General features: G+C 70.6%; 13 protein-coding genes and 1 pseudogene. 8 read left to right on the plus strand and 6 right to left on the minus strand.

The window, feature by feature from the left end:
- Nucleotides 1-114 precede the first annotated feature (114 nt).
- The 3 genes from ACZ45Q_RS08530 to ACZ45Q_RS08540 all read right to left on the minus strand — a co-directional run bounded on the left by ACZ45Q_RS08530 (nt 115) and on the right by ACZ45Q_RS08540 (nt 2,373).
- On the minus strand, nt 115-1,644 hold the full coding sequence (locus ACZ45Q_RS08530; protein WP_468256842.1) for a LacI family DNA-binding transcriptional regulator: 1,530 nt from the start codon (nt 1,642-1,644) through the stop codon (nt 115-117).
- A 51-nt stretch (nt 1,645-1,695) separates the two neighbouring features.
- The gene (locus tag ACZ45Q_RS08535) at nt 1,696-2,052 is read right to left on the minus strand and encodes a helix-turn-helix domain-containing protein (protein WP_468256845.1); all 357 of its coding nucleotides are present in this window, start codon (nt 2,050-2,052) and stop codon (nt 1,696-1,698) included.
- Between the two features lie 63 nt (nt 2,053-2,115).
- Nucleotides 2,116-2,373 carry a helix-turn-helix domain-containing protein gene (locus ACZ45Q_RS08540; RefSeq protein ID WP_468256847.1) on the minus strand — a complete coding sequence of 86 codons (258 nt, stop codon included), beginning with the start codon at nt 2,371-2,373 and terminating at the stop codon, nt 2,116-2,118.
- 508 nt (nt 2,374-2,881) lie between these two features.
- Here ACZ45Q_RS08540 and ACZ45Q_RS08545 point away from each other — a divergent pair.
- The 6 genes from ACZ45Q_RS08545 to ACZ45Q_RS08570 all read left to right on the plus strand — a co-directional run bounded on the left by ACZ45Q_RS08545 (nt 2,882) and on the right by ACZ45Q_RS08570 (nt 8,928).
- On the plus strand, nt 2,882-3,814 hold the full coding sequence (locus ACZ45Q_RS08545; RefSeq protein WP_468256849.1) for a hypothetical protein: 933 nt from the start codon (nt 2,882-2,884) through the stop codon (nt 3,812-3,814).
- Nucleotides 3,811-4,512: an ATP-binding protein gene (locus tag ACZ45Q_RS08550; RefSeq protein WP_468257526.1), complete on the plus strand. Its 702-nt coding sequence runs from the start codon at nt 3,811-3,813 to the stop codon at nt 4,510-4,512. The genes ACZ45Q_RS08545 and ACZ45Q_RS08550 overlap by 4 nt, the downstream gene beginning before the upstream one ends.
- Before the next feature lie 231 nt (nt 4,513-4,743).
- Entirely contained in the window at nt 4,744-6,030 is a 1,287-nt protein-coding gene (locus ACZ45Q_RS08555; protein ID WP_468256851.1) for a hypothetical protein, read from the plus strand.
- Between the two features lie 183 nt (nt 6,031-6,213).
- The gene (locus ACZ45Q_RS08560; protein ID WP_468256853.1) at nt 6,214-6,705 is read left to right on the plus strand and encodes a plasmid mobilization protein; all 492 of its coding nucleotides are present in this window, start codon (nt 6,214-6,216) and stop codon (nt 6,703-6,705) included.
- Nucleotides 6,702-8,438, plus strand: a complete 1,737-nt coding sequence (locus ACZ45Q_RS08565) for a relaxase/mobilization nuclease domain-containing protein (RefSeq protein ID WP_468256855.1) — start codon at nt 6,702-6,704, stop codon at nt 8,436-8,438. Before ACZ45Q_RS08560 ends, ACZ45Q_RS08565 begins: the two co-directional genes overlap by 4 nt.
- A 109-nt stretch (nt 8,439-8,547) precedes the next feature.
- Nucleotides 8,548-8,928 (plus strand): hypothetical protein, encoded by a 381-nt coding sequence (locus tag ACZ45Q_RS08570; protein ID WP_468256857.1) that lies wholly within the window; start codon nt 8,548-8,550, stop codon nt 8,926-8,928.
- A gap of 234 nt (nt 8,929-9,162) precedes the next feature.
- On the opposite strand, the gene ACZ45Q_RS08575 is transcribed toward ACZ45Q_RS08570, so the two are convergent.
- A complete protein-coding gene (locus ACZ45Q_RS08575; RefSeq protein ID WP_468256859.1) occupies nt 9,163-9,984 on the minus strand; it encodes an SPDY domain-containing protein in 822 nt (273 codons plus the stop codon).
- 98 nt (nt 9,985-10,082) lie between these two features.
- Nucleotides 10,083-10,502 (minus strand): annotated as a pseudogene (locus ACZ45Q_RS08580) (SPDY domain-containing protein).
- A 190-nt stretch (nt 10,503-10,692) separates the two neighbouring features.
- Between ACZ45Q_RS08580 and ACZ45Q_RS08585 the strand changes: the two are divergent.
- Complete coding sequence (locus tag ACZ45Q_RS08585; protein WP_468256861.1) at nt 10,693-11,397, plus strand: nucleotidyltransferase domain-containing protein; 705 nt, start codon at nt 10,693-10,695, stop codon at nt 11,395-11,397.
- A gap of 31 nt (nt 11,398-11,428) precedes the next feature.
- Here the strand turns inward: ACZ45Q_RS08585 and ACZ45Q_RS08590 are convergent, their stop codons facing one another.
- Entirely contained in the window at nt 11,429-11,560 is a 132-nt protein-coding gene (locus tag ACZ45Q_RS08590) for a hypothetical protein (protein WP_468256863.1), read from the minus strand.
- 373 nt (nt 11,561-11,933) lie between these two features.
- On the opposite strand from ACZ45Q_RS08590, the gene ACZ45Q_RS08595 reads away from it, so the two are divergent.
- On the plus strand, nt 11,934-12,269 hold the full coding sequence (locus tag ACZ45Q_RS08595) for a DUF6083 domain-containing protein (protein ID WP_468256865.1): 336 nt from the start codon (nt 11,934-11,936) through the stop codon (nt 12,267-12,269).
- The last annotated feature ends 17 nt before the right edge of the window (nt 12,270-12,286 follow it).

Below are 12,286 nucleotides of genomic sequence, written 5' to 3' on the forward strand. Positions count from 1 at the left end.
TCGTCGTAACTGCTGGAAACGGCCGCGCGGAGTTGACGCGGCCTCGCGGAGGCATCACGGACATGGCTGTGCCCTCCGGGAGTGGTCGCCGAAGGGCACAGCACTTTTGCCTTGCTACGACTTGACGGGCACCCGTGACACCTCGCGTGCCCGCAGGAGATCACTCAGTACGCGCAATGGTGACGTGGCGCTCATGGCCAAACGCGCGTCGAGTGCTGCCTCCCACTGCTCGGTCAGCCCCAGCAAGAGGCGCTTGCGCATGCCTGGGGTGACGTGGGCGTAGCGCGCCGAGACCGAGCCGTCGATGTGGCCCATACGTTCGTCCATGAGCACCTTCTCGGTTCCCAGGTCCTCCATCATCGTCCGGTGGGTGTGGCGGAGGCCGTGGGGCGTGAGTCCCTTGGCTATCGGGAGCCAGCAGGCGTCGGCTCGTTCGCTGGCACCTCGCCCCCGAGCCGGGACGCCAGGCCACGGCTCGCCGAGCAGGGGCACCGGGCGTGGCTCCTGTGGTGCCTTTTTCGGGTACCAGCCGGAGACCGCCGGCGTGAACAGCCAGGTCGCGAAGCCGTTCCTGCGCCAGTGGGCGGCATGCTCTGGCACGACGCCGCCCCGGACGAACCGGAGGTCCGCGATGGCCTGCTCGACCTTCTCTCGCGTGGCCTCGGTGACGCGTTCTGGGTGGTTGAGGACGTTGGACACCGTGCCGGTCGAGACGCCGGCACGGCGGGCGACGTCGACGTGCTTCGCGCCCTGGTGGCCACCGGTACGGGCCGCGCCCTGTCCTCGGAAGACGTAGGTCTTGCCGTGGCAGGGGCATGGCTTGGGCTTCGTGCGGGCGATGTGATTGGCGACCAGCGCGGACACCCAGTCCATCGAGTCGATGGTGCGGTAGCTGTCGTCCTTGGGTGGGCAGCGCACCAGCTCGCCCGTGTCGAGTTCGTACAGCTGCCACTCGACCCGGACGGCTCCAGGGCGGACGAACGCGGTCTCCAGGCCGACGATCTCGCCCCAGCGCATGCCGGTGTACCCCTTGAGGACCACGGCGACGAACTCGTCGTCGCGGCCGGAGAGCAGGGCGGCGCGCTCGGCGGTCAGCAGGATGCCGAGCGCGTCGGTGACCACCTTCTCCGGGCCACGGTCTCTGGAGCGGCCGGCGCGTTTGCCCCGTCCGCGCCGCCGAGCGGCCGGGTTGGACGTGATCAGGCCCTCGTCGATCGCGTCCTCGAAGATCAGGTGGAGCGTCGAGCGCCAGGTCTTGACGCTGGACGCCGCGTAGAGGGCCTTCTCCTTCTTCTCCCACAGGTCGACGTCCGTGCGCAGGATGCCGCCGAGCGCCTTGTCCTCGAACTCGGGGAGGAGGTGCTCCTCGATGTGGCGCTTGTAGTTCTGCATGGTCGAGGCGGCCAGGTCCTGGGCCTCGTACCAGCGGTTCGCGTACTCGCCGAAGGTCTCCTGGCCGAGGGCCGGGTCGCGCCAGTCGCCGCGACGGTACTTGTTCTCGGCCTCGGCCGCTGCCCGTTGGGCCTCGCCCTTGGTGGCGAACCTGATCGCCTTGCCGTTCTCGTCGACGACCGTGTTGTGCTTGCCGGGCGCGACCTTGTACCGGCCGCGCCAGTAGTTTCCGCGCTTCTCCGCGAAACCCAAGTCCCGCTCTCCCCCTCTTCCTTGTCCTCGGCTACGGCAGATGCGATCGGGTCACGCGACAGTGCCGTACTGCTGCTGTCGACGCGGCGGGCGGGCCTGCAGACGGGTCGCCGGCGCAACGACAGGGCGGCGAGGTTGCCCGGAGCCGGTCTGCGCACCGGGCTCGGAGAGCGGCTCGGTCACCCGTGCGACTGCCTGCGCGGGCTGGGCCGGCCGCTGCTCGTAGAGGCGGATGATCTCGGCGAGGTGCTCGGCGGTGAAGCGGTAGGCGCGGCCGACCCGCGTGTGCGGTATTAGGCGCCGTCGCGCTCGGTCCTTGACCCACCAGGTCGAGCAACCGAGGGTGTCGGCGATCTCCTCAGGGCGGTAGAGGCGGGGCGGAGGGGCGTCGGACGGCCTGTGGGGCACGAGCGCGGGCGTGGATCGGTGCAAGGGGGCGGCTCCTGGTCGGGGTAGGGCTGCGTGGGCGGCTCAGGCCGCACCCAGCCCCTGGAGGAGGGCGGCGGGTGACACCTGCAGTGCTGCGGCGATGGCGACGAGGTCGTCGATATCGCATCGCCGCTTGGCGAGTTCGATGCGGGACAGCATCGTGTTGGACATAGGACGGCCCAAAGCGGTACACCGCGCGGCGAGTTGGCGCTGCCCAAGGCCGCGTTCCGTGCGAAGGATTTCGATGGTGCGAGCAGCCAGCATTCCTGCGGGCCCTATTTCCAGAGATCGTGCTGCCATGGCTCCAGTTGTAGCGTGCATTCGCCGGTTTGGTTAACCGGCGATCGTCGGCTATGTTGCGCCGCGCTCAATCGGTGAGCGAGGCGATCGGGGTGCTGCGCAAGGCCGGATCCCCGAACGGGCCCCGACACCAGAGAGCCTCTCTGACGTGGGGTGTTGTGTTGTAGCTTCGTCGCTCGCGGGACGTCAACGGCTTGCCGATGTGATCCTTCTGGCTCGGGATGCGGGGCAACTATTTGGTCAACCGCCGATCGTGCCCTACCTTTTTCGCACCGCCCTCGCCGACTCGATTTCCAGCGGCATTTCTGCTGTGAGAGATTGCGCCGGATAGGGCTGGACTTGCGCGACCTGGGTGTGGCTATGTTGACGACACCCCGGAAAGCGCGAGCGGCCATCAACGCTCCCGCGTCAACGGCCAGACATCCCCGCCCTTCACGCCCGACCCGCCCCGACCGACGGTGAACCGTGGGCACCCAGCCCACCGGCCACCGAGTGAGGACCGCCCCTCTTGGCACGAATCCGCACCATCAAACCGGAAGCCTTCGTCTCCGAGTCCCTGGCCGCCGTCTCCCTGACCGCCGAGCGCACCTTCTTCGGCCTGCTCACCCAGGCTGACGACCAGGGACGCCACCGCGACCACGCCGCGATCATCGCCGGGCAGCTGTGGGTCCTGCGCCCGGAACACCCGCCTGGCGCTGTCGAGCAGGACCTCGCCCAGCTCGCCGACGCCGGGCTGATATGCCGCTACAAGGGCCCGGGCGACAAGCGCTACCTGCACATCGTCACCTGGCGGCAGCATCAGAAGATCAATCGCCCCAGCGCTAGCCGCCTTCCCGCCTGCCCGCACCACGACACGCAGGCTCGCACCGCGCCCGGCGTCGAGGCGCCAACTGCGGGAGTGGGCGTCACGGAGCCCGCACCGCAGCCTCACGGAGCCCTCCGTGAGGGCTCCAGGCGAATACGCGAGCCTGCGGTGAATCCGGTCACCGATGACGAAACAGCAGGTCAGGGCGATTTCAGTGATCCCTCCGTGAGGCAGCGGGGAGGGCTCAGTGAGGGAGCGGTGACGCCTCAGCGTCCGGATCTAGGACCTAGGATCATGGATCTAGGAAATACCCCTTCGGGGGGCGCGAGCGCCCCCGCACCCCACGCCGTCTCGGCCAGCGAGCTCATCGCCGAGTACGCCGCCGCGTGCACACACCGTCCGCCCAAGGACGTCCTGGGCCATCTCGCTCGCGAGGTGCGCAAGCTGCTCGGCGAGGGCATCGCCCCCGCCCACATCCGGGCCGGCCTGGAGCGGCACCGCGCCAAGGGCCTGCATCCCAGCACTGTGCCGAGCCTCGTGCACGAGGCCATGAACGCGGCCCCCGCCGCGCCGGTTGTCCACAGGGCGTGGACAAACCCCGCCGATGTCGAAGCCGCCTACGGAGGTGACCTCTGACCGCCACCCTCACCCGCGAGCCCCACCGGGTCGGCCCGCTAGCCGACCGGCTCAACGGCATCCTTGCCGGTCGCGGCATCGACCTCGCCACCGCCGCCGTCGAGGACGGGCACGTCGAGCCCGTCACCGCGCTGGAACTCGCCGACGCCAGGATCCCCGCCCGCTACCGCCGAGCCCTGGCCGACCACCCGAAGGTCACCGCCTGGGCCGACGAGATCGCCCGCGCCGGACGCCCCGGCCCCGGCGGGCCGGGCATCGCCGAAGGCCCGTCGCTGCTGATCGCCGGCCCCACGGGCACGGGCAAGACGTACCAGGCGTACGGCGCCATCCGCAGCCTGCTCGCCCGAGGGGTCCGTCTGCGCTGGGAAGCGACCACCACCGCCGACTTCCACGCGCGCCTGCGCCCCCGCGCCGGCCACGACGCCGAACGGGAGCTGCAGCCCCTGGCGCGCTGCCCGCTGCTGTTCCTGGACGACCTCGGCGCGGCCAAGACCAGCGAATGGACCGAGGAGCTGACCTACCGGCTCATCAACCACCGGTACGAGCACATGCTCCCAACCCTCATCACCACCAACCTTCCGATGGAGCAGCTGCGCGTCACCCTCGGTGACCGCGTCGCCTCCCGCCTCGCCGAGATGACCGAGCGCGTCATCCTCGACGGCCCCGACCGACGACGCCGCACAGCGCCCGCCGCCTGACTGGCGCCTCAGCGCCCTCTCCTGGCCGGGCCCGCCGCATCACCCGCGCTCACACCAGCCCCGCCCGCGCCAGCCTCTCGCATAGGCGGTTGCTCAGCGCTCCGTCGATTCGCCCTTCGCCCTCAATCCTCGACGCCTTGGAGCCCTCTCCTGCCTCCTCACAGCCCCGTCCCCCTCGCCATACGGATCAGCGGCACGCCGCTCCTCCCTGACTGGGCCACCTCCCCGGTGATGACCGTGGCGCTCCTCATCCCGCCCGTGCTGCTCGTCCTGCTCGCCGGGTGGCTGATCCGCCAGCAGCGTCGCCTGCGGCATCACACCAACCGCTGGCGTGGAACCGCCGCGGTCCCGGTCGCGGCCGTGGCCGCCCTCAGCTGCACCGCGTACAGCGCGGACACCAGCTGGCGGTTCGCCGCCGACTACCTCGACATGGGTGGCACCGCCGAGCGCGTCGCGATGTTCGCCGCCGCCGAGCTGGCCCTGTTCGCCACCGCCCTGATGGCCCGGCAGAACCTCAACGGCCCGAAGCAGGCTCCCGGCCTGCCCGGCACCCTCACGTGGGTCATCACCGCAGTACAGGTTCTGCCCGCCTACGCCGAGTCCGGGCTGGTCGGTGGCACCGTGCGGGCCTTCGTCGGCCCGGTCATGGCCGCGATGCTGTGGCACCTGGCCATGGGCATCGAGCTGCGCCACCGCGCCCCCGACGCCGCCTCACGCGGCCTGGCCGCCGTCCTCGTCCGCCAGGCACGCGAACGCCTCCTGGCCCGGCTCGGCATCGCCGACCAGGACGCCGATGCCGCCCGGCTCATCCGCGAGCGCGCGCTGAGCGAAGCCGTCGCCCTGATCCTGCGCGCCGAGTCGATGACCGACCGACAGCGCGGAAAGCGGCGGGAGCGGCGTCTGACGGAACGCCTGCACGAGGCGCTGGAGCGGGCCGGCGTCGACGGGGATCCGCGCCAGGACGAGCTACTGCTGCGCAAGCTCGCCACCCGCAAGCAGGCTCTCGGCCTCGCCTCCATCACGCTGCCGCCGCGCTGGCAGATTCCGGCCTCGTCCCCCGCCCGTGAGTCCGGGCACAGCCGCCCGCGCTCCGGCCGCCCGGAAGCCCTGCCGCGGGCAGAGGACGCTGCCCGCCCGCACCCATCAGATCCGGGTGACGAGGAGGTGCCTCCGGCTGCCCGCCCGCAGCCTGCCCGCCCGGTGCCCGGGCTGCCCACACGGGCAGAAGCCGAAGACAGCCCGGCGCTCACGGGCACCAGCGCGGGCAGCGTGTCGGGCAAGCGTGATCGGAAGGCGGCTGCCCGGAAGAACGGCGACGCCGGCAAAGCCCGCGCCTCTGACGAGGTCATCCTCAAACACGCTCGCCGCATCTACGAGGAGACCGGCAGCGTCGGCCGCGACCGGGTCGAGGACGCCCTGCGCACCGTCGGCTACACCGTCTCCAGCGACGGCGTCGGACGAGTCGTCCGTGAGTTCAAGGCCCAGCTCAAAGCCGCAGCCGGTACTCCGTCCCGCTGATCGTCGCAGCACCAGCACTCCCAACCAGACCCCGACCCGAAGGGCCCCATGCACACCCCGCGCCACGATGACCCCACGTCCCGCGAGGATTCCCTGCCGATCACCCCCGCCCCGTCGGGAGCAAGTTGGAGGTCCGGACACTCCCCCGCGGGGGGAGCGCCCGAACCCGACCCCGCCCCGGAGGTGGCGGGGCCCGTCCAGCACCAGGGGGCGCTGGACGGGAAGGCTGCGACCGAGGGCGGACCGCAGCCAGGCAAGGCCAGCCGCAAGGGCAAGGCCAGGAAGGGAAAGTCGCGTCCGCGTGACAAGAAGCAGCGCCCCGCTCACAGCGTCCGCCTCAACGAGCTAGAACTCGCCATCATCCAGTCCGGCGCCGACCACGTCGGTATGAGCGTGGCCGGGTTCATGGCCCACTCCGCCCTGGCCACCGCCCGCGACCAGTCCCGCACCGCAGCGGCCATCGCCACCGAGCGAGACATCCTGACCGCGCTGTTCGGTGTGCGCCGTCAGCTCGGCTGGGCGGGCGGCAACGTCAACCAGATCGCCAAGGCCCTCAACTCGGGTGCCGACGTACCGCACTTCGCCGCTGCCCTCGCCGACCTGCAGCGTGCCGCACAGGCCGTCCAACGGGCAGCCGACAGGGTCGCCAACGGGCAGGAAGGCGAGGCGGCTTGATCCCCCGGATCCACCAGCAGGGCAGCAACACCCTCGGGCTCCTGCACTACCTGTACGGCAAGGGCACCCACGAGGAGCACATCGACCCGCACCTGGTCGCTTCCTTCGACGGCATGGCCCCCGACCCCGGCCGCGACCCCTCGGTCACAAAGAAAGACCTCCAGCACCTCATCGACCAGCCCCTCGCCCTCCTCGCCCCGGACCTGCATCCCGACAAGCACGTCTGGCACTGCTCGGTACGCGCCGCGCCCGACGACCCGATCCTGTCCGACGAACAGTGGGGCGACATCGCCCGCCGCATGGTCGCCGCCACCGGCATCGACCCCGGCGACGGCGCCGGCTGCCGCTGGGCCGCCGTCCGGCACGCCGACGACCACATCCACATCATCGCCGCCCTCGTCCGCGAGGACGGCCGCCGCCCCGACCACCACCGCTCCGGCAAACGCGCCCAGGCCGAGTGCCGACTGATCGAAAAGGAACTCGGCCTGCACCAGATCGCGCCCGGGGACGGCACCGCCGCCAAGCGGGCCACCAGCGCCGAGCGGCACAAGGCCGAACGGCAGGGCAGGGAGCGCCCGGCGCGCGAGGAACTGCGGGAGACCGTACGACGCGCGGTCGCCGGCGCCACCAGCGAGGAGGAGTTCTTCGACCGGCTGGCCGGAGCCGGCCTGCTGATCCGCAAGCGCATCGCGCTCTCCGGCGACCTGCTCGGCTACAAGGTCGCGCTGCCCGACGACCGAAACGGTGAGAACGAGCCGGTGTACTACGCGGGCTCCACGCTCGCACCCGATCTGTCCCTGCCCCGCATCCGCGAACGCTGGACCCTGCCCGCGGAGGCCGCAACCTCGGCGGACGGCTCACGGCCGGAGCAGCCGGTCCTGCCGGACGTGACAGGTCCCGCGTTCGCGCGGCGCCGGGCCACCGCCGCCACCTGGCAGGCGCTGCTGATCATCGATAACGGTGACGACGGCGCGGCAGCGGCGCAGATCGCCGCGGCGGGCGAGGTCCTGGACGCGCTGGCAAAGACCTCCGCCGCCCACACCCGCGCTGAGCTGCGCGAGGCGGCGTTCGTGTTCGAGCGTGCCAGCCGCTCCCACGTGAAGGCTGTACGCGGGCACGACCGCGCTCTGCACCAAGCCGCCCACGACCTCGTCCACAGCGGACCCGCTCTGGGCCGCGGGGAAGACGGCGCCACCACCGCCATGCTCATCGACATGGCCTTCTTCCTCGCCGCAGCCGCGGCGAACTGGCACTCGAAGAAGCACCACAGCCAGCAGGCCGCGGCAGCCCAGCAGGCGGCCGAACACCTCCGCGCCGCCTACCAAGCCGCCGCGGCCGAGTCCATGGCCGTCCTCCACCAGCGAGGCCAGCGCCTGGCCCCGCGTGCTCGGCAGCGGCAAGCCGACCTCCTGCATGAGGTGCTGCCGGATCTGGCCGCACGGGTCCAGGCCGAGCCCGGCTGGCCCGCCCTGGCCGCCACCCTCGACGACGCCCGGAAAGCCGGCCATGCCCCGGGCGCCCTGCTGACCGAAGCCGCCGGACGGCGCGAGCTCGACACCGCCACCTCCATCAGCGACGTCCTGGTATGGCGCCTGCGGCGCAGCGCACACCTGCCCGCCCTGCCCGAGCGCCCCCACGACACACCCGCGCGAGGCAGTCGGCGCCAAGGGTCCCCGGCGCACCGCACGCTGCCGACACAGGGCGGCCTGAACAACCCCAGCCGTCGGCGCTGACCAGCGAAAAGCCGGCGGAACATAGCCGACGATCGGCGGTTGGGCAAACCGCCGATTCTCCGGACCATTGATGCCTCCACCCACCCCCACTCCTGTGAGGAGCACCCGTATGCCCGAAACCCAAGCCCGGCCCGAGATCGTCGTCCTGCTCTGCGACGCGGACATCAAGCGCAAGCGTGAAACCAACACGTGGAAGCACCTCGACGGGCGCCCGTTCAGCAAGGAGGAACGGGCCCTGGTCCTCAGTGCCACCCGCGTCGAGTTCGAAGAGATACAGGAGCAGTTCAAGCGATACCGGGAGTACCAGCGCACGATGGACGAAGCGCCGAAGGCTCTGGAGGACTTCCTCGCCCCGTTCATGGAGCGGCTCACCAAGAAGACCCTCGGCAACGCCGTCGAGCTCATGAACGAGGACGAACGCACCGAGTTCGACAGACTGCTCGGCCTCGCATCGGAGCCGGTCCGTTCCTTCGCCCCGTACACCTTCTAACCGGGGCCCGCATGACCAGCGTGGCAGTGCCCCGCTCCCAAGATGGAGTCGGCCTCTGACACACAGAGACATGGGCATTCAGGCGGTAGCCGGTACAACGCGCCGCCGCGAATGAAGCACGAACCGCTTTCTGCAACCGCGGACCGTGACGCCACGCAGACGTTGGCCACGGCACAGCAGCACGAAGGCGGGCCTCCCCGAAGGGAGGCCCGCCTTCGATGCCTTGGATGGCCCTCAGCCGGCCGGAGCGCGCAGGAGCCGGTCGCGTGTGCTCTCTGGCAGCACCCGGCGCAGGACCGGTGCGCTGGAGCTGAGGGAGTCGGCGAACGCGGCGACGAGGTCGTGCGGCACGCTGGGGCCGAAGGACGCCGCCCACAGGTAGCCCGTGCCGAGCACCGGCTCGGCCCACGCCTGCCACCCGGCCAGGGCCGCCTCGTCCGCCTCAGCCACCAGCGCGAGTGGGTCGCCATCCTGGATGAGGGGCGGCACCTCGCCGAGACGGATGTGGGAGGCGAACGTCGGATCCACCGCGCCCGACCCGGACTGGTCGACGTCGCGCAGCCAGCCGTGTGCCGTTACCGCGTCGAGGACCAGCTCGGGGCCACCGCGCGGCAGGGCGGGCTGATCTCGGGCGTCGAGCGCTGCAAGGAAGCCGGCGAGGGTCTCTCCCGGGACCTCGGGGGTGAAGTAGGCCGACCAGTGGGCGAGCGGGCTGCTCGGGTCCGTACGAGCGGACACTTGCCAGGCGATCGGCAGATTCCCCAGGTGGAACGGTTCGTCCGGCAGGACCCACTGCGCCCACCGCAGTGAGTCGGGGCTGATGTGCAGGACGGTGCTGCGCAGGACCTGACGGTCCTCCGGCGCCTCGTCCGGCTCCTGGCGCCCGCGGACGATCGTCAGGCTCGTCCACCCCAGGCCGGCGAGGGTGTCGGCGACGGCGTCGTAGAGGCGTCCGTCGTCACCGGCCAGGTGCCGGGGCCCGACCCAATACGCGGACGGGGCGTAGGCCGGAGCGGGTGGATCGATCGGGAAATCGGGATGCAGGTGCGCCTCCAAGGAGCTGGGGGGCTGGGGCTTTATGCCGCCAGCGGTGCGTGCATTGGATGGGCGTGCCGGGCCGGCTTCGCGGCGGCCTCGGGTGACACATGGCCGGGCTACCCCGTCTCGCCCTCACCAGGTAGACGACAAGGCTTCCCCCAGGCCGCCGCATCGAGCCCCTGGCTGTCACACCGGGAGGTCTCCAGGACGCGAGCGACTGCGGCGGCGACGACGTCGGCCGGCGTCTCGGTGTCGAAGGACATCTGGTAGCCGCGCACCTTGGCCGTACCGGTGACGGCGATCTTCTACCCCTCGCCGTCGGTACCAGGACGGCCGGACGGAAACCATCCGAGATAGAAGCGACCATCCTTCGAGTTGACGTGTACGTCCGCGCGGTCGTCGACGACCAGGTGGAAGTCGTTGGCGGAGAACTGATCCATCACGAGCGTGGCCTGGCCCAGGCCGAGCAACCACTCACGCAGCCGCAGGGCCTCAACCGTGGTGGAGAATCCGGGGCCCTGGGGTACCGCAGTCACGGGCAATCATCTCTTTGACCTGGTGTTTTGCGAGAAGGTCGTCCAGGTTCACATGCCCTTGCGACGTTGGCCAGTCATTCGTGGATCTTTGCTGTCTGCCCCCGGCGAACTGACACGCAGAGCGCGAGACATCACGGTGCAACCGCGGAAAACGCGTGCGCGTGGTGGGGGCAGTGCTGATAGTTGCCGCATGGATGCGATCGAGGCCGCACGCGCCGTCGTAGACGAACAGCACCCCGACGCGCGCGCCGCGTTCCTGGGCGGCAGCGTCGTGACCGGCCGCCGAACGGCCACATCGGACCTCGACATCGTCGTCCTGCTCCACGGAACCCCAGCCCCGTACCGCGCAAGCCTCCGGTACGCCGACTGGCCGGTGGAGATGTTCGTGCACACCGAGGCGACGTGGCACGCCTACGTCGAACGGGAACTACGCAAGCGCAGATCACCGCTGCTGTGGATGTGTGCCGACGGGCTGTTGCTCTTCGACACCGACGGACTCGGAGCCCGCCTCGCCGCACAGGCCCGGAAGCTGACCGTCGCCGGACCACCCCCGGTGCCGGCGGAAGAGATCGACGACCGCCGCTACGCGATCACCGACCTCCTCGACGACCTCGCGGGAAGCGACGACCAGAACGAGCGCCTGTTCATCGCGACCGAACTGGTCCGACGCACCGGTGAGCTCGCGCTGGCCGTTGGCGGCTCGTGGAGCGGCGGTGGGAAGTGGCTGGCACGCCGCCTTGAGACGACCGTGCCAGGGCTCAGCACACGCCTCCACCACGGCCTACAGGAGGTACTGGGCGGAACAGTAGAGCCTCTCGTGGCCGTCGTGGACGAGGTGCTCGGGCAGGCCGGCGGCCGGTTGTGGGCTGGCTACAAGCGTGCCGGGGCGCCCTGAGCGGTCCTTCACCCGCACGCGGAGCACGCGCTCAAGGACTGCTGGTCTGGGAGAGGCTGTGGGCGAGCTGGCCCACGGCGTTGAGGATGCCCTGCCCGAAGCTGGTAGGTGCGATCAGCAGGCCGAACACCAGCACGATGACCACGGTGAGTGAGCTGCTCATCGAACCGGCTCCGGGCATGCGTGCGTCGGAACAAAGCACCGCAGCGCGAAGCCGGGCCTCGTAAACGGGAGGCCCGGCTTTGGCGCACGCCAAGCTGCTGCGCCACAACGTGCTCCAGGCAGCGATGGCAGCCGGCGGGCTGTGCTTGTCGGCGACGGGGGGATTGCCAAAACAGTCCCAACTCCAGGCGCTAACCTGGGCATTGCCACCTGGGCAGTCCCGATTCCCGCGGACCTTCATACAACGGAGGTGGTGGGTGGCAATGAGCGTTCCTCCCCAGCAAGGCCCGGCAGACGATCTCGTACCGTCGTGGGGGCGCAAGCTGACGGTGCCGTGTCCGGCCTGTGGTCTTCCCACGCACCGTCATCGGACTATGGACTACGACGGGGTCAACGTCTACCGGCCCCAGGCAGGGGCCGCCCCCGTCTCCGCGATTGAGGGCGAGGAGCCCGACAAGGAAGTGGCATGGATCGCCCTGATGCCGGGCGAGTACCCGGCCCGGCACTTCGCCGACCGCGAGGTCTACCATCTCGCCGGCGGGATCGCCTGGCCGGGGCCTCACCATCGTGACTATGGCACCGCCAAGGTGGCTCACGATGTCTGCTGCCCGGGCCTGCACCGTAGCCAGCCCAACAGCAGCCCGGGAGCGGTCGAGCTGTGGCGGGCAATGCGCCTTCGCCTTGCCCGAGGCACACGACCACGACGCTGACCCACAGGCCGGCTGGT

This window comes from Streptomyces sp. NPDC031049 (genome assembly GCF_055571015.1).

Excerpts from the sequence above, each read along its gene's own strand:
- ACZ45Q_RS08540 (WP_468256847.1), bottom strand. The coding sequence starts at position 2,373 with ATGGCAGCACGATCTCTGGAAATAGGGCCCGCAGGAATGCTGGCTGCT.
- ACZ45Q_RS08595 (WP_468256865.1), top strand. The coding sequence starts at position 11,934 with ATGGACTACGACGGGGTCAACGTCTACCGGCCCCAGGCAGGGGCCGCC.
- ACZ45Q_RS08590 (WP_468256863.1), bottom strand. The coding sequence starts at position 11,560 with ATGAGCAGCTCACTCACCGTGGTCATCGTGCTGGTGTTCGGCCTGCTG.
- ACZ45Q_RS08555 (WP_468256851.1), top strand. The coding sequence starts at position 4,744 with ATGACCGTGGCGCTCCTCATCCCGCCCGTGCTGCTCGTCCTGCTCGCC.
- ACZ45Q_RS08570 (WP_468256857.1), top strand. The coding sequence starts at position 8,548 with ATGCCCGAAACCCAAGCCCGGCCCGAGATCGTCGTCCTGCTCTGCGAC.
- ACZ45Q_RS08585 (WP_468256861.1), top strand. The coding sequence starts at position 10,693 with ATGGATGCGATCGAGGCCGCACGCGCCGTCGTAGACGAACAGCACCCC.